Source organism: Gammaproteobacteria bacterium, from assembly GCA_024235095.1.
Taxonomy (GTDB): Bacteria; Pseudomonadota; Gammaproteobacteria; order Competibacterales; family Competibacteraceae; genus UBA2383.
Genome location: JACKNC010000001.1, coordinates 2,351,079 through 2,370,589, shown reverse-complemented (window position 1 = coordinate 2,370,589; position 19,511 = coordinate 2,351,079). Strand labels below are relative to the sequence as shown.

General features: G+C 57.3%; 16 protein-coding genes and 2 pseudogenes. 11 read left to right on the top strand and 7 right to left on the bottom strand.

Going from position 1 to position 19,511, the window contains the following annotated elements; all coding sequences use genetic code 11:
* Positions 1–2 precede the first annotated feature (2 nt).
* From H6973_10535 to pdxT, 3 genes are all read left to right on the top strand, one after another.
* Positions 3–932, top strand: a complete 930-nt coding sequence (locus tag H6973_10535) for a diguanylate cyclase (GenBank protein MCP5126039.1) — start codon at positions 3–5, stop codon at positions 930–932.
* A 190-nt stretch (positions 933–1,122) separates the two neighbouring features.
* The gene (gene pdxS / locus H6973_10530; GenBank protein MCP5126038.1) at positions 1,123–2,004 is read left to right on the top strand and encodes a pyridoxal 5'-phosphate synthase lyase subunit PdxS; all 882 of its coding nucleotides are present in this window, start codon (positions 1,123–1,125) and stop codon (positions 2,002–2,004) included.
* Complete coding sequence (gene pdxT, locus H6973_10525) at positions 2,004–2,672, top strand: pyridoxal 5'-phosphate synthase glutaminase subunit PdxT (protein MCP5126037.1); 669 nt, start codon at positions 2,004–2,006, stop codon at positions 2,670–2,672. The genes pdxS and pdxT overlap by 1 nt, the downstream gene beginning before the upstream one ends.
* Here pdxT and tgt read toward each other — a convergent pair.
* On the bottom strand, positions 2,656–3,774 hold the full coding sequence (gene tgt, locus H6973_10520) for a tRNA guanosine(34) transglycosylase Tgt (protein ID MCP5126036.1): 1,119 nt from the start codon (positions 3,772–3,774) through the stop codon (positions 2,656–2,658). The genes pdxT and tgt overlap by 17 nt on opposite strands.
* Positions 3,775–3,855: 81 nt before the next feature.
* A complete protein-coding gene (locus H6973_10515; protein MCP5126035.1) occupies positions 3,856–4,842 on the bottom strand; it encodes an IS110 family transposase in 987 nt (328 codons plus the stop codon).
* 457 nt (positions 4,843–5,299) lie between these two features.
* Here H6973_10515 and H6973_10510 point away from each other — a divergent pair.
* Both H6973_10510 and H6973_10505 read left to right on the top strand, forming a co-directional pair.
* Positions 5,300–5,413, top strand: a pseudogene (locus tag H6973_10510) (IS1 family transposase).
* A gap of 101 nt (positions 5,414–5,514) precedes the next feature.
* On the top strand, positions 5,515–6,738 hold the full coding sequence (locus H6973_10505; GenBank protein MCP5126034.1) for an exodeoxyribonuclease VII large subunit: 1,224 nt from the start codon (positions 5,515–5,517) through the stop codon (positions 6,736–6,738).
* 30 nt (positions 6,739–6,768) lie between these two features.
* On the opposite strand, the gene H6973_10500 is transcribed toward H6973_10505, so the two are convergent.
* Positions 6,769–7,803: a transposase gene (locus tag H6973_10500; protein ID MCP5126033.1), complete on the bottom strand. Its 1,035-nt coding sequence runs from the start codon at positions 7,801–7,803 to the stop codon at positions 6,769–6,771.
* 23 nt (positions 7,804–7,826) lie between these two features.
* Here H6973_10500 and tnpA point away from each other — a divergent pair, with 23 nt between their 5' ends.
* Both tnpA and H6973_10490 read left to right on the top strand, forming a co-directional pair.
* Positions 7,827–8,240, top strand: a complete 414-nt coding sequence (tnpA, locus tag H6973_10495) for an IS200/IS605 family transposase (GenBank protein MCP5126032.1) — start codon at positions 7,827–7,829, stop codon at positions 8,238–8,240.
* Between the two features lie 116 nt (positions 8,241–8,356).
* Positions 8,357–9,091 (top strand): PilZ domain-containing protein, encoded by a 735-nt coding sequence (locus H6973_10490; protein MCP5126031.1) that lies wholly within the window; start codon positions 8,357–8,359, stop codon positions 9,089–9,091.
* 16 nt (positions 9,092–9,107) lie between these two features.
* Here H6973_10490 and H6973_10485 read toward each other — a convergent pair whose 3' ends face one another.
* A complete protein-coding gene (locus H6973_10485) occupies positions 9,108–10,400 on the bottom strand; it encodes a transposase (GenBank protein ID MCP5126030.1) in 1,293 nt (430 codons plus the stop codon).
* 430 nt (positions 10,401–10,830) lie between these two features.
* Here H6973_10485 and H6973_10480 point away from each other — a divergent pair, with 430 nt between their 5' ends.
* Both H6973_10480 and H6973_10475 read left to right on the top strand, forming a co-directional pair.
* A complete protein-coding gene (locus H6973_10480) occupies positions 10,831–11,196 on the top strand; it encodes a PilZ domain-containing protein (GenBank protein ID MCP5126029.1) in 366 nt (121 codons plus the stop codon).
* 149 nt (positions 11,197–11,345) lie between these two features.
* The gene (locus H6973_10475; protein MCP5126028.1) at positions 11,346–12,167 is read left to right on the top strand and encodes an alpha/beta hydrolase; all 822 of its coding nucleotides are present in this window, start codon (positions 11,346–11,348) and stop codon (positions 12,165–12,167) included.
* Between the two features lie 38 nt (positions 12,168–12,205).
* Here the strand turns inward: H6973_10475 and H6973_10470 are convergent, their stop codons facing one another.
* The 3 genes and pseudogenes from H6973_10470 to H6973_10460 all read right to left on the bottom strand — a co-directional run bounded on the left by H6973_10470 (position 12,206) and on the right by H6973_10460 (position 17,603).
* Positions 12,206–13,183, bottom strand: a complete 978-nt coding sequence (locus tag H6973_10470; GenBank protein MCP5126027.1) for a quinone oxidoreductase — start codon at positions 13,181–13,183, stop codon at positions 12,206–12,208.
* Between the two features lie 158 nt (positions 13,184–13,341).
* A pseudogene (locus H6973_10465) lies at positions 13,342–14,516 on the bottom strand (IS630 family transposase).
* Positions 14,517–14,747: 231 nt separating this feature from the next.
* Positions 14,748–17,603 carry a DUF4214 domain-containing protein gene (locus H6973_10460; protein ID MCP5126026.1) on the bottom strand — a complete coding sequence of 952 codons (2,856 nt, stop codon included), beginning with the start codon at positions 17,601–17,603 and terminating at the stop codon, positions 14,748–14,750.
* Between the two features lie 219 nt (positions 17,604–17,822).
* Between H6973_10460 and H6973_10455 the strand changes: the two genes are divergently transcribed.
* Positions 17,823–18,161: a helix-turn-helix transcriptional regulator gene (locus H6973_10455; protein MCP5126025.1), complete on the top strand. Its 339-nt coding sequence runs from the start codon at positions 17,823–17,825 to the stop codon at positions 18,159–18,161.
* Complete coding sequence (locus tag H6973_10450; protein MCP5126024.1) at positions 18,151–19,425, top strand: HipA domain-containing protein; 1,275 nt, start codon at positions 18,151–18,153, stop codon at positions 19,423–19,425. Before H6973_10455 ends, H6973_10450 begins: the two co-directional genes overlap by 11 nt.
* Positions 19,426–19,511: the final 86 nt, after the last annotated feature.

Below are 19,511 nucleotides of genomic sequence, written 5' to 3'. Positions count from 1 at the left end.
CCATGTCTCCGGATGAAGAACTTCTCGCCCCGCGCCGTCGCCCCATCCTCCTGATTGTTGACGACACACCGGCGAATATTCAGATTCTTGCGCAGGGTTTGATGGACCAGTATGACATTCGAGTAGCCACCAGCGGCATGGCCGCTCTGGAGCTTCTGCAAAAAACGAATAGACCCGATCTTATTCTCCTTGATGTGATGATGCCGGAAATGGATGGGTACGAAGTCTGCCGGCGTATCAAGCAAGACTCGGCACTGTGGGATATTCCGGTGATCTTTGTCACGGCGAAAGGGGATAGTGTTGATCAGCAACGAGGGTTCAATCTCGGTGCTGTCGACTACATTACGAAACCTATCGAAATACCGTTGGTTCGGGCGCGAGTCGGCGTTCATGTCCGCCTGAAGCTCAAATCGGAACGCCTGGAGCAATTGGCGCTCCTGGATGGCCTGACAGATATCCCCAACCGGCGTGCATTGGAGGAGACGCTGAAACGTGAGTGCGCGCAATCGCACCGCCACCGGGCGCCACTTTCTATCCTGATGGTCGATGTCGATCATTTCAAAGCCTTTAATGACTGCTATGGCCACGGTGCAGGTGACGAATGCCTAATACGTGTAGCGCATGCGCTCGAAAGGGGTTTACGGCGTCCGGGTGACTTTGTGGGACGCTATGGCGGAGAAGAATTTATCGTCATTCTCCCCGCCTGCGATCAGGCCGGGGCGGTTGTCATTGCAGAATATTTGCAGCAGCAAATTGCTGGTTTGCATATCCCTCATGCCTGCTCGTCAGTCGCAGATCATGTGACGATAAGTATCGGTCTCACGTCGAGGCAGGCCAAATCCAAGGACGTATGTTATGAAATGCTCCATGAAGCTGACCAGGCGCTGTATGCCGCCAAAGCACAGGGTCGTAACCGGGTCAGTGTCCTGTAGGGACAAGGCTGTTAAATTCTACGGAAAGGAGAAAAGTAAATGCTTACGAATTGCCCCGCTCCAAGGGTCTCTTGCAATACAGTGGCAAACCCGGATGGTGATATACTTCGTTCCCTTACATGAACCGGCAGTTCGGACGGCGCATTGCAATACCGCCGATCCCCTGACATTTTAGATGAGTGGCAGCAGCATGGCAGAAAATCGTTATCTCCTGAACACGCAATTGGCGCAGATGCTCAAGGGCGGCGTCATCATGGATGTGGTGAACGTGGAACAGGCCCAAATCGCCCAGGAGGCCGGCGCAGTGGCGGTTATGGCCCTGGAGCGGGTGCCGGCGGATATCCGCAAGCAGGGCGGGGTGGCGCGTATGTCCGACCCCGATTTGATCAAGGCGATCAAGGAGTCGGTCACGATTCCCGTCATGGCCAAGGCGCGCATCGGCCATTTTGTCGAAGCGCAGATCCTGCAAGCGCTCAAGATCGATTATATTGATGAAAGCGAGGTGCTGACTCCGGCGGATGAGGAGTGCCATATCGACAAGACCCGCTTCGAGATACCTTTCGTTTGCGGGGCGCGCAACCTGGGCGAAGCGTTGCGGCGGATCGCTGAGGGTGCGGCGATGATTCGCACCAAGGGCGAGGCTGGCACCGGCAATGTCGTGGAAGCGGTGCGGCATATGCGGACCATGAACCGGGAAATTCGCCAACTGGTCAACATGCCAGTCGAGGAAGTGGTGAGCTTCGCTAAGAACAATGGGTTGCCTTACGAACTGGCGCTGGACGTCAAAAAGCTGGGTCGGTTGCCCGTGGTCAACTTCGCCGCCGGCGGCATTGCGACCCCAGCGGACGCTGCGCTGATGATGCAATTGGGCTGTGACGGCGTATTTGTAGGGTCTGGTATCTTCAAGTCCAGTGACCCGGCGCGGCGCGCACGAGCCATCGTCAAGGCCACCGCTTATTTCAACGATCCGGAAAAAGTGCTGGAAGCCTCCCTGGATCTCGGTGACGCCATGCCGGGTCTGGATGTCGCTTCGATGCCTGCCGAGGAGCGTTTGGCGGGTCGCGGTTGGTAATGAGTTCGGTCATCGCTGACTCCGGCGTGATCGGCGTTCTCGATCTGCAAGGCGGCGTACAGGAGCATCTGGATCACCTGCAACGGATCGGGATCGCGGGCCGACCGGTTAAACGCGCCGTGGAGCTGGAAAACCTGGCCGGGCTGATCATCCCCGGTGGGGAAAGCACCTGCCTGTCGCGGCTGCTAGATATTTTCGGTCTGCGCGCGGAAATTGAAGCGTATTATCGCCGGGGATTGAAACTATGGGGCACCTGCGCCGGGGCGATTTTGCTGGCGCGGGAGAATGTGGGCGAAACACCCTTTTTTGGCCTGATGGACATTGCGGTCAACCGCAACGCCTTTGGCAGCCAACTGGACAGTTTTCAATGCGCAGCGCTGGCCCCGGCGGTCGCTCCAGAACCGATTCCCCTGACCTTCATTCGCGCGCCGAAGATTGTGCGGACGGGTCCCGACGTGCGAGTGCTGCTGTCCATGCAGGATTATGTCGCCGCTGCCGAGGATGACCGGATTCTGGTCACGGTTTTCCATCCCGAGCTGACGCCCAGCCTGGCGTTTCACCGCTATTTTGCTCGGAAGTGCGGTTTACATCCCACCGGCGATGATGAGACCGCTGTTGATCCCAACTGGACGCCGCAAAGCTGGATTCGCTTCAGTCCTCACGCTTGACGATCCGTTTTTGCCGCATTTCGTAAAAATTCGCTACGAACTTTTCCAACCGCTTCGCAACAATCGCCGCCCGTAAGTCGCGCATCAAATCCTGGTAGTAGCGCAGGTTGTGGATGGTGTTCAGCCGCGCGCCGAGAATTTCATTACAGCGGTCAAGATGACGCAGGTAAGCCCGGCTATAGTGTTGGCAGGTATAGCAACCGCAGTTCTCATCCAATGGCCGGGTATCGGTGCGGTATGTGCTGTTACGGATGCGAATGTCGCCTTGGCGGGTGAACAGATGACCGTTGCGGGCGTTGCGCGTCGGCATCACGCAGTCAAATAGATCGACGCCCCGGCGCACAGCTTCAACGATGTCCTCTGGTTTGCCGACCCCCATCAGGTAACGGGGCGCATTTTCCGGTAATAATGGAGTAGTACATTCCAGCATCGCCAGCCGTTCCGCAAGCGGTTCGCCAACCGCCAGTCCGCCAATGGCGTAACCGTCAAAGCCGATCTCTCGCAACCCCTCGGCGGATATGCGGCGCAGGGGAGAGTACATGCTGCCTTGCACAATGCCGAACAACGCTGAAGGATTATCACTGTGAGCAATCTTGCTGCGCCGCGCCCAGCGCAACGACAGTTCCATGGACTGGCGCGCTTCGGTTTCCGTCGCAGGATAGGGCGTGCATTCGTCGAAGATCATCACGATGTCAGCGCCCAGCGCCCGCTGCACCGCCATCGACTCCTCGGGCCCCAGAAACACTATACCGCCATCCACTGGCGACTGAAATTTCACCCCGGCCTCGGTAATCTTGCGAATCGCCGCCAGGCTGAAGACCTGAAAACCGCCGGAATCGGTCAAAATCGGTCCGTTCCAGTGCATGAAACCATGCAATCCGCCGTGTTGCTCAATAATGGGCGTACCGGGCCGCAACATCAGGTGAAAGGTATTGCCCAGAATGATTTCCGCGCCGCCGGCGCGCACTTCTTCCGGGGTCATGGCCTTGACCGTGCCATAAGTGCCGACTGGCATGAACGCCGGCGTTTCCACCGTGCCCCGGGGAAAGATCAGCCGACCGCGCCGCGCCGCACCGTCGGTTTGAAGGAGTTGGAAGTGCATGGAATCATAGTAACCGATTGGAAATTTTTTGGCTCTTCGAGGGTTCTTGTGGAAATCACGCCGTAGATACCATCTTGGCGGTCAAGGGGCGAGGGTCCAATTTGCTTGATAGGGTTGCTGATGTTTAAGGACACCGAACGCCAATTGCACCAATTTGCGCATGGCTGCGCCCAAGGCGGCGATTTTGGCTTTGCCCCGGGCCAGCAGGCGCTGGTATAAGGCCTGGATGTGCGGGTTATGGCGGGTCGCCACGACGGCGGCCATGTACAGCGCTGCCCGAATCCGGGGTGCTCCGGCTTTGGACAGGCGGGGGCGGCGATGCAGGCTGCTGCCCGATTGACCTTCGATGGGGACCAAGCCGAGGAAGGCGGTCACTTGATCGGCGGAGGTAAAGTCGTGGCCGTGCAGCACCGCCAGCAACCGCTGGGCGGTTTTCTCGCCCACGGCAGGAATCGAGCCCAGCAAGTCGTGGTCCTGTTTCAGGCGGGGATGGCGTTCGATGTGATCGTGAATCGCCGTCTGTACGCGGGTTTGCTCCTGCCTCAAAAAGGCGATGTGTTGTTGGAGCGAGTCCAGGACGGTGGCGGGTGCGGGAACCGCCGCGGTTTTCTCCAGACGGTTCTGTTCCCGGCGCAGATCCGCTTCGACCGCATCCAGGCGGGCGATCAGGGCATTCAATTCCCGAATCTCCGGGGCCGGGGGTTGCCAACGGGGCGGGTTGACCAAGGCCCCGTACCGGGCCAGCACCGGGCTGTCGCGGGCGTCGGTTTTTGTGCGCACCGCCACACCCTGACCAAAGGCTTTGACTTGGGCAGGATTGACGACGGACACCCCGGCGCCGGCCTCAATAAACCAAAGGGTGGCCGCTTCATGATAGACCCCAGTCGCTTCCAGAATCAGATGAACCTGACTCAGATCAGGGACTTTTTGCCGGATCCGCCAATCGCGCAATTCCGTAAAACCCGCTGGGGTGTTGGGCACGGTCTTGGCGCGGCGTTGATCGTTCTCCGGATTGAGCAGACAGCCATCCAGCTTGTTTTTAGCAACATCAATACCGAGGTGATACATCAGGGTTCTCCGAAAGTGTTAACGCTCTGCGCTACACCGGCCTTGTGCATTCAGGATCACCGCACCGGGCGGGTCCTCGGTTACCGTTCAGTGTTTCAGCAGGCAGAACCACAGCGGTCGAGGGCTTCATCTACGCATCAGGGTCGCGCCCTTAGGTCGGGCTCAAGCTCACTCAACCTCTGGGGGGCCGTTCATCACCACCCCCGCCAAGATACAAGGTCGGGCACAGCCAGGTAGGGTACGCATTGCGTACCTTTTCCTGACGACGGCGGCATGATGGTACGCGGTGCGTACCCTACGTTACCATGATCGGCGTTGCATATCGTTATTATCCGAGGAAAAAATACCGAGAAGCCAGGTAGGTCGGGCACATCCTGTGCCCGACATGCTCTCATCCAATCCGATGAACCCGTCGGGCAACGCAGCGCTTTTGCCCGACCTACGCCGCTACGCCGCTACGCCGCTGGTCAGGCAAGCCCTCTCTTTTTCAAAAAAGATCGAAAATCATATTGGAACGATCTGGTATTTTATCCATCATTACAACAAAACCTTGCCGATCTCTGCTGCATAAAGGTTCACCACAACCTGCAGAACTACGCCGACGTCGAAAATGCCGAGCGGCTATCGATTCTGACTATCGTAAACAATGCACAATCCTCATCGAAAACCGCCATGCTCTCTCCTGTCCAAACGATCCATACCGTTTCCGAACTGACGCAAACCGCTCGTTTACTATTGGAGAACCACTTTCCGAGCGTTTGGGTACAAGGCGAAGTTTCCAATCTGTCCCGCCCTGCTTCCGGACATCTCTACTTCTCGCTCAAGGACGCCAAGGCGCAAATCCGTTGCGCGTTGTTCCAGAATCGCGCCGGACTATTCCGCGACGGTCTGCGCAGTGGGCAACAAGTGCTAGCGCGGGGTCGGATCAGTCTGTACGAGCCGCGCGGCGATTTCCAGCTCATCATCGAGTATTTCGAAGAAGCCGGGGTTGGTGCGCTGCGCCAAGCCTATGACGAATTGCGGTTGCGGCTGGAACGGGAAGGACTGTTTGCCCCAGAACATAAACAACCTCTGCCTCGCCTTCCCCAACGCATCGGCGTCATCACTTCACCAACGGGCGCTGCGCTGCGCGATGTGCTCACGACGCTGCGCCGCCGTTTCCCCAGTCTGCCGGTATTGCTTTACCCGGTTCCGGTGCAAGGCGCTGGGGCGGGAGCGCATATTGCCCAGGCTATTCGACAGGCTACCGAGCAGCGGGAGTGCGATGTGCTGTTGCTGGTGCGCGGCGGCGGTTCGCTGGAGGATCTGTGGGCGTTTAACGAAGAAGCTGTGGCGCGCGCCATTCACGCTTGCTCGATTCCGCTGGTAACCGGCATTGGTCATGAAACCGACATGACCATTGCTGATTTCGCTGCTGATCAACGCGCTGCCACACCAACCGCAGCGGCAGAACTGACCAGTCCCGATCGACGCGAATGGCTGCGCCAGGTTCGGTTGCTGGATGAACGGCTGGCGCGGGCGCTGCGCCAGCATCTGGAAAGTCAGGGCCAACGCTTGAACGCACTGGCCCACCGGCTGGAGCGGCTGCATCCTCGCCAGCGTTTGCGCGATCGCGCCCAGCGGCTTGACGAACTGGATCAGCGTCTGCTGGTCGCCACCCGCCAGCGTCTGCAAACGGACGCTCGACGCTTGCAAGGTTTGAGCGCGCATTTACAGGCTCTGAGTCCACTGGCGACGCTCAATCGCGGCTATGCTATTGCGCGCCGCTATCCAGATGGAGAGATTCTGCGCCAGGCCAGCCAGGTTAACATGGGCGATCGGGTCGATATACTGCTTGGCGAAGGTCGCCTGAAATGTGAAATTCAGGCGATTTTTGCGCTAGACTCGACTCGTTGACATCCTCCCCGGCCTAAAGACCGGGGATTTCTACTGCACTTCAGCGAGTAGCGATTGATGCCCCAATCGGAGAATGTTCAGCGCCGCGTTGGTATCCCGGTCATGCTGGGTTCCGCATTCGCCACACACCCACTCTCTAACCCCAAGACCCTTTCGACCTTTTGGGCCGCTCACCGCATGGCAGTGAGAACAGGTTTGGGTTGTGAGATGTTCAGACACCTCACGATACACCACCTTCTGCGCAATCGCTTTGTAGTCCAGAAAGCGGCGGAACATCGACCAACTGGCATCATTCACCGATTTCGCCATGTTCGTTTTGTTCAGTTTGGAACTGCTGACATTGCCGACCACAATCAATTCACATTCCCGAATCAGCCGCGTCGATTCCTTGTGCAGAAAATCCTTGCGGCGATTGGCAATCTTGGCGTGGAGATTCCGTACCCGGCGGGACTTACGACGGCGTTGCTGATTCGCCAAATGCTGTTGCTGGCGACGATAGAAACGCGGCACGGGAATCGCCTGCCCATCCAAACAGGTTGCCAGCGTTTTCAGTCCCAGATCAACGCCGATGTGTTTCGTACCGGTGGTCGGTGCTTCGTCCGGTACGTCCACGACGAAATTGACGTACCAACGCCCACGTGCATCCTGAGCGAAGTTGCCGGTTTTGATAGGGCCGGACAACAGACGGCTGTTCCAAAACCGGAAGGTTTGACCGCAATAGGTCACGGTGTCTTCAACCACTTTGACGCCCGATGCCTTGAACGGAATCCAACCCAACGATTGCCTACCGCGCCAGCGCAATTTCCGTTTGCCGCTCTGTTTGCGGCGCATAGCGTATTCTTCGCAGACCGCTTGAACCGTTTGCGAATGCAGGCGCAGTTCCTTGCTGCATCCAGCGGTCAGTTTGTTGAGATCGAATCCGGTCGGCCATCGCTGGTTCCAACGCAGCGCATGTTCCTGCGTCTCGTTGCAGAAATTCCAGACCTGATTGACGGATCGCGCCAAGTGGTTCAGTTTGGGCGCGGCGCTGGACTCTTTGATTCGATAGTGAAAGGTCTTTACCATAGGCCCATTCTATTCATGGGTCTATGGCAATGCAAGATGAGTTTAGACGCGGTCGGCACGTGGTTTACACGCTCCATGTGCATTTGGTCTTTGTTCCGCGCTACCGGCGGAACGTCTTTGATGCGGATGCGCTGGCGCGATTGCAAACCGCCTTTGCCAAGGTCTGTACAGACTTTGGCGCAACCTTGGAAGAATTTAATGGTGAACCGGATCACGTCCACCTGTTGGTACATTACCCGCCCAAGGTGGCGATTTCGACGCTGGTCAATTCGCTCAAGGGTGTTTCGGCGCAGCGCTTGCGTCAGGAACGCTCGGATATTGCAAACCGGTATTGGCGCGGTGGATTGTGGTCCGCCAGTTACTTTACTGCTTCATGTGGCGGTGCGCCGATTAATGTCTTGCGCCAGTACATTGAGCAGCAACGCACACCAGAGTGACCGTGCGAAGCACGGTCACTCTACATCCCCGCCCTAAAGGACGGGGTCTTTCGCGCAAAATCTGGATAAGTGATTTAGAACCCGATTCCATCGTTACCGCCAAATCTTCGATAATCATGCCGACGATTCTGATCGACCAGGAAAGACGCGAGTCTTATCGACTCCAGTTCTCTTCCGCTAAACGTCCGCAATTCCTGATCAATGATAACCGTCATGCTGTTGTAGACTGTTCAGCTCACGGTGTTCGCTATACTGTTTCTCCCGGAACCCCGCCAGCCCCTGGCGAACACATAAAAGGGCTGCTGTGCTTTTGCCATGGAGCGCAAACTCCGGTGCTGGGCGTGGTGATGCGCGTTGAAGGGGGTGAAATTGTTCTCCATATCCCATACCGGGAGATCCCCTCCCCGATCCTGCGCAGCGAGGAACGACATCTACTCAAGGCATCCGCCGAAAACCTGGTTAAAACCATAACTCGCGTTATAACCCCGTCCCTGCCTGATTCATCCGCTGCGACCCAGACCACGGAAGGCGAGGAACGACGCGAATTCCATCGTGTCTATTATCCAATCACCGCATGCCCTTCCCTGTTCCTGGAGGGGAAAAAAGCTTTTCTGATTGTGGATATTTCGGTGCGCGGCCTGCGCTACGCAGCTCCCAAGGCTCCAGCCCCTCGCCTGTCCCAGTTGGTTAAGGGTATCCTCCATTTCCAGCGCGGTCCCCAGGTCAACATCGAAGGCACGGTGATTCGTGCGCAACACGACGAAGTCGCGCTTTATCTTCACCAGGAAATTCCCCTTAACATTCTCTTGACTGAGCAACGCCAATTGCATAAAAACGTAAATGCTCATTAACTGCAGGCGGGAACAATCAAGCCGCAGCAGCTTGGCGAATCAAATCCGTGAGCGGGGGGATCGTGTTTTGACCGGACACCCGATCGTACAGGTATTCCCAGAAGGAGAGACCGTGTTTAACGCAGGTCTTCTTGAGACTGAGGAAGGTGTCGCGACATCGTCGTCCGTCCTCGCTGCGGGTGCCGGCGCTGATCTTGCGTTTCTTCACCATATCCCGGATATCGTTCTCGCTGCGGTTGTTGTGCAGCGGTAATTCCGGGTAATCGAGCACCCGGAGCAACTCCTCCCGGTTGCGTTGGAAGCTCCGCAAAACATGGTTAAGCGGTTCACAGGCGGTGGCGGTCGCGCACAGTGTATCAAACTGGGCATTGATGGCGGCTTTCGCTGCCTGGGTGGGTGATAAGCGGTAGGTTGCCAAGTTCCGATAGATCGTCCAGATCTGTTCTTGCACGTCATCAATGGCGACCCGATCCGCTTCGTTCAGCGGGAGAATCTGTTGCAGAGGACGTTCCGCATGCACCCAGCACAAGGCGTGGGTGAACAGGGCAAATTGCCCGGCGTCATCGCTGAGCAAGCGCAGATCCAGCGGAAACCCCTGCGCGGCCAGCCCGCCGATGAGCGCGCCTTCCGTGACGAGGGTCATCGCCCGGGGGCTATCGACCCGGTTCCGCCGCAAATAGGCGGCCCACGCTTGGGGGTCGGTCGCGACGATCGGGCGTTGCGCCAGCCGTTCCCGGTGGCCGGCCGCCACGCCATGGTCGGCCATGTACGCTAGGGCCTCGGCATTGATTTCATAGCGGCGCTCGGTCTGCAAGACCTCCAGGAAGTTGATGCGACTCTTGGCATCGGTGCTGGCAAAGCAGGCAAACCACTCATTACCCAAGTACGTGCAGTAGCCGTTTTGCCCCTGATGGCGGGCGCCGGTATCGTCCGTTTGGACGTAGGACGAAACAGTCAAGCCGACTGCCTTGATTGCGTCCTTTTCCTGGTGAAAGTCGTCATAACCTTCCGTCAGCAGACGATTCAGTTGCCCCGACGAAATCTCAACCCCCCATTCCCGGACTTGGGCTAGCAAGACCGGTTGGGTCACATGGGCTTGATAATATTGATGCAAAACATAAGTCACGAACTGGGGGCCATAGTGCCCACCCCGCACCACGACCGGCACGGACGCCGTGACGTATTCGCCGGTAGGGAACCGCCATTGCTCCAACTCATAGCAGGTATTATGGAGTTCAATAACGACATCCTGGACGACATACCGCCGGTAGCCTTGGAACCGCGCCCCGAGCGGGAGGTCCTCCAGGATCACCCGACGGGTTTCATGAATGACGAGTTCGGCGGTCTTGGCCCGCTGGGGACCTCGACGAGGCGGTTCCTCCGTCCCGGGATTGAGCGCCGCCTTGACGGCGGCTTGCAGCGTGTTCGGCTTTAACTGCGGACGGGGGGGACCGCCCTGCAACCGCCGCAGTTCATCCTCTAAGCGTTGAATATGCGCTTGCTGCTCGCCAATCACCTGCAACAGACTCCGCACGACCGGGGTCTGGTCGCTTTCAGCGATCTCGGGTAGCGTTAGGGTGAAGGAGCGGTTTTGCATAGTGATTAGTGTAGCTTATTCAACAGCTATGTCATAGAACTACCTGCAACTAATGAGTATTTACATAAAAACTACCCGATGTGGCCACCTTGATCGGCCTAACCTATCGCTAAATGAAAAAAATACTGACAGGAGAAACATCTTGGTCCAAGCGGCTAAATCTCCAGAAATGATCTCATCAGAGGAAGAACGACGCAGGTTTCATCGCATCCGGTATCCTCGCGCAGAACGCCCTTCGTTTTTCCCAGAGGGAAAGAATGCGCATCCCGTACTGGACGTTTCAGGACACGGTTTGCTCTATGCCTGTCCCGATCATCAACTGCCGAGCCTGCATGAACCGATTAAAGGGGTTCTCCACTTTCGGCGCGGCGCGAAGATCCCTATTGAAGGGACGGTAGTGCGCAATCAAAACCAGCAAATCGCGCTTTATCTCCACAAGGAAATTCCTTTCAACATCCTGCTTGTCGAACAACGCTATTTGCTCAACCACTATCCGATGTGGTCGTAATCGCTGCGTTAGAATCGCACGCCATGAGATGAGAAGATCGATAATTCGCCAATATCTTCTTCATCGCCAACCATTCATGTCAAGCACGATCCCAGGGTAATCGGCTATCCTATGCGCCTTTCCCGGCCCACTTGACAGGATTGACCCTCATGAAACTGGACACGATCAGCCACTACCCAGAAACCACACCCAAATCGACGCCGTTGCTGTTCGTGCATGGTTCATTTTCCGATGCTCGGGTTTGGGATCAAAACTTTTTGCCCTACTTTGCCCATCAGGGTTATGAGGCACACGCGTTCAGTCTGCGCGGTCATGGTCTGAGCGAGGGGCATGAACGGCTACACAGTTGGCGCTTGGCCGATTACATTGCCGATCTGGAAAAGGCGGTGAGCGCCATGCCCAATCCGCCGATGCTCATCGGTCACTCGATGGGCGGCATGGTGATTCAGAAATACCTGGAAAACCATACCGGGATCGCCGGGATGGTCTTGATGGCTTCCGTGCCGCCGCAGGGTCTGTTGCCCAGCAACTTGCACATGGCTATGCGTCATCCCATCCTGTTCCAGCAGATGGTGATGTTTTCGCTGATGGGTCCCCGTTACGGCTCGCCGGATATGATGCGCCGCCTGTTGTTTTCCCCGGAAACGCCCCAGTCAAAATTGCAGGAATACTTCAATCTGGTGCAAGCAGAATCGCAGATGGTGGCGATGGACATGATCTGGTTTAACCCGCTGCGGTTGAAATCCGGTCAGCTATGGCTGCCACTGCTGGTGATGGGCGCGCAGAACGATATATTTGTTTCACCGGCCATGGTGCGGGAAACCGCGCGCTTCTATCGCACCGAGGCGCAGATTATTCCGAACATGGCTCACGCCATGATGCTGGAAAGCAATTGGCGCGAGGCGGCGAATGTCTTATTCCACTGGCTGGAACGCACGGTCAGCGCCCAACCAGTGACCGACGCGGCTTGAAGGCTTCTCTACCGGGGCGGAAAAGCGACAAGCCCCTCTCAAGGTAACAGCACGGTTGAACCGGTCGTCTTGCGCGCTTCCAGATCGCGGTGCGCTTGAGCGGTCTCAGCCAGAGGGTAGGTTTGCCGCACTTCAATGTTGACCGCGTTAATCGCGATGACCTCGAATAATTCCGCCGCAGTCGCCACCAGGTCCTCCCGCTTAGCGGTATAGGTCATCAGCGTTGGCCGCGTCAGGAACAGCGAACCCTTGGCGGCGAGTATCCCCGGTTCGAACGGTGGCACCGGGCCGGATGCATTGCCAAAGCTGACCATCATGCCCAAGGGCCGCAGGCAATCCAGCGATCCCATGAACGTCTCCTTGCCCACTGAGTCATAAACGACCGCGACGCCCTGTCCGTTGGTGATCTCGCGAACCCGATCCACAAAGTTCTCGCGGCTGTAAACGATGGCGTGGTGACAACCGTGGGCGCGGGCGATTTCCGCTTTCTCGTCGCTACCAACCGTGCCAATCACCAATGCCCCCAGTTGTCGCGCCCATTGACTGGCGATCAAACCGACTCCCCCGGCGGCGGCATGAAGCAAAATAGCGTCGCCGGGTTGCACCCGGTAGGTGCGTCGTAATAAATACTGGGCAGTCATTCCTTGCAGCATCATGGCGGCGGCGGTCTGATCGTCAATGGTTTCGGGTAGCGCTACCACCCGGTCAGCGGGAATCAACCGGACCTCTGCATAGGCTCCAACCGGAGGACTGGCGTACGCGACCCGGTCGCCAACCTGGAATTCCGTCACGCCTTCGCCGACCGCCTCCACGCGCCCCGCGCCCTCCATACCGAGCGTCCAGGGTAATGACGGCAAGGGGTACAGACCGGTACGATGATAAACATCGATATAGTTCAGGCCAATGGCGGCCTGGCGGATGCGTAGTTGACCAGCGCTGGGTTCGTCGACGTTAACGTCTTCCCAACGCAGAACGTCCGGACCACCGTACTCATGGATGCGAATCGCTTTGGACATGAATCGTCTCCTTAAATCCGTGATGATAAAATCTGGGAGGTAAATGCTTAGGCAGCAATCATGTCAAAAGTCTAGTTGGTTCGTAAGCATTCACCTCCCCCCTTTGAAAAAGGGGGGTCGGGGGGGATTTCGCATGGTCGCTGGGGCTAGAATCCCCCCTAGTGGGCTGACACAGAAGTTTTGACAGGTTCAGAGGTTTCTAGGTCCACCGGGGTTTCAGAAGATTTCAAGGGAGGATAGAGGCGCTTGAGTTTGACCCGGGCCAAGTCGGTGCCGAACTGCCAGTGGATTTTGGTCTGACGTAGGTTGCGTGGGCCTTGCCAAGCGGCGATTTCCTTCCGCAAAGTTTCGAGGTTCGCAATGCGGCGATTCAAACACTGGCCGGCGAGAACAGCGAACTCACATTCCGCCATATTGAGCCAACTGCCATGCTTGGGGGTGTAATGAAATTCGAGCTTGCGGGTGATCCGGCGGGCTTCCTCTGGAGAAAAGACACTATACAAGGCCGCAGGAGTGTGGGTATTGAGGTTATCCACGACCAACCGGATTCGCTCCGCCTTCGGAAAGTACACATCAACGAGTTGCTGCATTTGCTGGGCAAAATCGCGTTTGGTGCGCTGTTTCGTGACATTAACATGACGCCACCCGCGCAAGGGTTGTACGAATAGAAATAAATTGGCGGTGCCTTCGCGTTTGTATTCACAGTCATAGCGCGCCGGTTGACCCGGGCGGGCGGGTTGAGGACAGCGGGTTTCGCTGGTCAATTGCACCGGACTTTCATCGAAGCACACTTGGGGGTATTGAGGATCATCGGGTTCGGCGTACAGGTCCAACACATCCTCCATATGCCAAACATAATCGGGACTGACACTGGGAATACACCATTCTTGACGTTGCCAGGGTTTGAGGTCGTTTTTTTAAGGATGCGCCGCACACTCTCACGGGAAATGGCTTCGATGGGCCGGAGTTCCATGAAGCGGTCCGCTAACAATTGGAGAGTCCACTGACAACGGCCAGCGGGCGGGGTACTACAGGCCAAGGCGACCAGAAAGGCGGCCTGTTTGCCGGTCAAGGCCGGGGGCAAACCGACTCGTGGCCGCTCGCTTAACGCCGCCAGCAACCCTTCGTCGACAAACCGTTGACGGGTACGATGAACGGTCGAAATCCCCAAGTGAAGGCTTTGGGCAATGGCCTCATCCGTCGCCCCTTCCGCAGCCTGCAGCAACACATGGGCACGGGCAACCTTGCGCGCCGCTGCCTTGCCTTTATGAATGACCTTCAGCAGGTCTTCCCGCTCCTCTTCAGTTAGATCAACCAGATACTTGTGGGCCATGGTGATTCCTCCTGTTGATCTCAACCATAGGGCACCCACCGCTACCTGTCAAAACTTCTGTGTCAGCCCACTAGCCCCCCTTTGCCAAAGGGGGGAACTCAGAATTCAAAACTTATTGAGAAACGGTATAAAATCGTAAACGCAGGTCGGGCAAAAGCAGAGTGTTGCCCGACAGCGCTTACCGTGTAAATGAATCGAGTACGGCCTGTGTAGTACCCGACCGTCGTTTCTTCAGAACCCCAACCCCTGCATGAAGTCGGTGAACTCTTGGGAATAGAGGAAACCGGCCATTGCGGTATTGCGCGGCATACCGCCCGCCAACTGCTCCAGCCAGAACGCATAGCCGTCCTCATCCGGTTCGCGCTGGAAGAAGGTCAGATACAGGTTGGTGATGAATTGCCGGTCGGTGGTGTTGCGACCCAGATATTCCTCACTGTTGAAAAAGAAGTTGGCCATGTCCCGGAACACCGGTTTCACATCCATCCCTTGCGCTTGGCGGTCTGCGATCAAGCCTTGCCAATAAGCCAGCCCCTCCGCTTCGGGTTCCCGTTCGAGGATCGAGACGTAGTAGTGGGTAATCAGCGTGGTGGCCGCCGGGTCGGAGATCACTACGGAATAGCTTTCCTGGGTCGGGGTGGGGGCGTCACTGCGGGCCAGGACTTGGACGGTGAACGGGTAGCGCCCCACGCGGGTGGGCGTCCCGCTCAGGGTCGCGGTCGCGCCATTGCCGGTCAAGGCTAATCCGTCCGGCAACGCGCCTGCAACCAGGCTCCAGTCGTAGACGGAATCCGCTGGACATTGACCTTGATCGCACTGGACTTGGAAGTCGGCGCGGTAGGGTTCGCTGATGGGCAGGACGGCGGGGACGGCGCCGTCAATGGTGTTGAGGGTAATACCGGGGCCGCCTGGATCGAGGATGTTGCCGTCCACCGCAAGATCAGAGTCGCCAATGTCGCCATCGACGATCAGCAGGGTGATGGCGTTGCCTTCGATAATTGCGCCGGGCAGGACGTACCAGTGCGGTTCAGTGTTATCGCGAGTGGAGCCGTATTTCCAGTATTGGGCATCGGGGGGCAGCGGTTCCGGGTACACCGTGGTCAGGGTCAGGACGGTTTGGCCGGGCTCACAACCGGTGACGGTGATTTCCAGCAGGCCGTAGAGCAGGGTGACGCCGTCGGGGCCGGTCGCTGGTGCACCGGGATCGCCTACCTTGAGGGTGCGGGTGCTGACATTGGCGGTCGAACAGATTTCCGCGACGCCGTTGAGGGTTTGTTCCGGCTGCTCCGGGTTGGGTTCGGTGAAGGTAAAGTCACGCACCGTGAGCACGGTCTCTTTCGTAGCCTGCTGATTCAGGGCGTCGGTGACGGTCAGTTGGACTGCGGTGATGTTGCGCTCGACCGGGGTCCCGCTCAGCACACCGCCCGGCGTGAGACTCAAGCCCGTAGGCAACCCGGCGGCAGTGAAGATGTAAGGCGGCTGCCCGCCGAGCGCGGCGAGCGTTTGCGAGTAAGGAACATTGACCAACGCGTTCGGGAGATGGACGGTGATCAGGGTCAAGCCCGTGCTTACCGTCAGCAAGTAACGGCGCGAACCACGCTGGCTGAGGGCGTCGGTCACGGTGACTGTGACCACGAAAGGGCCACTGGTGGTCGGCGTTCCCCGGAGAATGCCTTCGGCGGTGAGGGTCAAGCTGGGCGGCAGGCCAGTCGCGGCGTAGGTATAGGGATATTGACCACCAATCGCAGTGAGGTAGGTGGCGTAGGGGACTTGGGCGATGGCGTCAGGCAAGTCCGGCGTGGTCACCGTGGGCGCGTCAGCGGTGACGGTCGCCGTGAAGCGGGCCACCACCGCACAGTCAGCCGTGATCGGACTGGTGGTGTAGGTCGTGCCGGTCAGGGTTCCTCCACAGCCGGCAACGATGGCTGTGTATCCGGTATCTGGGGTAACAGTCAGGGTGGCGGTGGCGTTCGGATTAACGGTTTGCGTGGCGGGGGTGATGCTGCCGTTGGCAGTGGCGATGGCCGTCACAATGTAGGCGCTGGTGTTCGGATGGAAACTGGCGCTGATCATGCAATCGCTGGTAATCAGGCCGGTGGTGTAGGTATTGCCCGAGAGTGTCCCGCCACAACCGGTGACGCTGGCAAAGTAACCAGCGTCGGGCGTGACAGTGAAGGTGGCGACGCCGCCGCTGTTGACCGTGGTTAAAGAGGGGCTGATCGCGCCGCCCGCGCCAGCAGTGGCGGTGACGGTGAACGAGGGCGGCGGCGCAACATTAAAGCAATCTCCAAAAAGACACGCGACGCTTAATTCATAATCTCCTGTGTCATCAGCGCCCCACTCTGACAGCGATATTGAATAAGTTCCTGAAAGAGTGAGTGTGCTATCGATGACGATGGCGCAGGAGCCACCACAGCGTTCATCCACAATCAAGGCGCCTTCAGGATCTCGAACTTCCAGGATGGGGTCCATAGTCGATGGTGAGCGGACTGTGGTTCGGATCTCAGATCCTACTGACCCCTGAAAGATAAAGAAATCCACATCAGTGGTGGGATTGATTTCACCCGTGATGGGAGCGTCATAAGTAACGTTGACTGGATTCAGGGATGGTATTTTTTCCAACTGAAGCGTGTATTCTCCTGTGTCATCAGCGCCCCACTCTGACAGCGATATTGAATAAGTTCCTGAAAGAGTGAGTGTGCTATCGATGACGATGGCGCAGGAGCCACCACAGCGTTCATCCACAATCAAGGCGCCTTCAGGATCTCGAACTTCCAGGATGGGGTCCATAGTCGATGGTGAGCGGACTATGGTTCGAATAACATCTCCAGCAGAACCCGTGAATCTAAAGGTATCGAGGTCAGTTACGGTATCGATATTGCAACCTGAAGTATGGTTACCGTAATTTAATTGAAGAACAGCGCCTTCCTCACAGGTTACCGGGGTTTCCACTTCCTGAACCTGAACCTGCGCTTGGGCGGACGTGACGCTGTCGTCCAGATTAGTGACGGTGGAGACATCCGCCTTGAGTGGCAAGCTGAACAAAAGCAGAGATAACAGAAAAATAGGTAATGCTCGATAGCGTAGCATGATGTCATTTTCTCCTGGAAAGTGGCTATAGTATTTTATGTCAATTATTAGTTAGTATTATAGTCACGCCATTGGAAAATTCCAAGAACAGACGGTAGCAGGTCGACCGTGATAGTCATCATTGGAACTTTAACGATGACGGAACTCAAGCCGGTTTTCGCAGTCACTTGACCATTAAATAAGGTATTTTTAAAAATATGCCTGCTTTATTGATCACTGATGAAAAAATCTCCCTTACTTTCCCTGCAATCTCATGAAGCCCTGGCGCTCTTTGCCACCCTCCTGGAAACCGCTCGGCGCGAACGCCAAATGTCTCAGGCGGAGTTGGCCGAACGTGCGGGCATTAGTCGCGCTACCGTACAAGCGGTGCTGAAAGGCGAGCCGCAAGTGGCGATTGGTACGGTGTTTGAGGTGGCCGCCTTGCTGGGAACGCCGCTTTTCAACATTGAGCCAGGCCATCCACGCCTGACGGAATACCGGGAGCTGCTGGAAGCCCGCCTCGCCCTGTTGCCCAAGCATATCCATCCGCCGAAAGCCGATATCGACGATGACTTCTGAGCAGGTCTTTGTCTGGATCTGGCTCCCGGATGCGGCTGAACCGGTGGTGGCCGGCGCCCTGAAACGCCAAGGCGAAAAGGCGCATTTTGCCTATGGAACCCGCTACCTGCAGCGACCGGACGCTATAGCGTTATTCACCCCGGAGTTACCTTTGCGCCGGGGCGAATTCACGCCAAATGGCCCAATCGCCTCCTGCATTCGGGATGCGTCTCCGGACGCTTGGGGGCGGCGAGTCATCATGCATCACCTGTTGGGCACTCACCCTCATGACGCGGACCCGGCGGATCTGGATGAAATCACCTATCTGCTCGAATCCGGTTCCGACCGGATTGGCGCGCTGGATTTTCAACGCAGCGCGACGGATTACGAACCTCGGAATAAAGCCGCTGCGTCGTTGGAAATGCTCAGCGAGGCAACGACACGGATCAGCGCTGGCCAATCGTTGCCGCCCGCCCTGGATTTAGCGCTACGGCACGGAACCAGCGTAGGCGGCGCGCACCCCAAAGCGTTGATCGATGCTGATGAGCGTAAGTTTATCGCCAAATTTTCGGTTTCCACGGATTTGTACAATGTCGTCAAAGCCGAATATATCGCGATGCAACTCGCCGCATTAGCGGGCATCCAGACAGCGAGTGTGCAGTTGACGCAGGCGGCGGGTCGGGATGTATTGCTCGTTGAACGGTTTGACCGCTATCGTCAGGCGGGACAGTGGCAAAGAAAGGGCATGGTCTCCGCGCTGACGATCCTGGCGCTCGATGAAATGCTGGCGCGTTACGCGAGTTATGAATTGCTCGCTGACGAGATTCGCCACCGCTTCACCGCCCCGCGCGCCACCTTGCACGAACTGTATCGGCGGATGCTGTTTAACCTCATGGTGGGCAACACGGATGATCATGCGCGTAATCACGCCGCTTTCTGGGATGGCCAACAGTTGACCCTAACCCCGGCTTACGACATTTGCCCACAGATGCGCACCGGACGTGAAGCCAGTCAAGCCATGCGTTTGCACGGTCAACAAAATCTCAGCCAACTGACGGTGTGTTTTGCCGCAGCGCCGCGTTTTATGCTGTCGCGGGACGAAGCAATCCTGATGGCCGAACAATTATTGGATACGCTCATTCGTGAATGGCCGGTCGTTTGTGACCAGGCCGCGTTGCCCGCAATTGAGCGGGCTTTTCTCTGGAAGCGGCAATTTCTTAATGACAGCATTTTTGATGGATTGGATGCGTCAACCCGCCGCCGGTTGTCGATTGGTTCAGGGTAAGCGTTCATCTCCCCCCTTTGAAAAAGGGGGGCCGGGGGGGGATTGCGCACGGGCGACGGGGCCAAAATCCCCCCTCACCCCCCTTT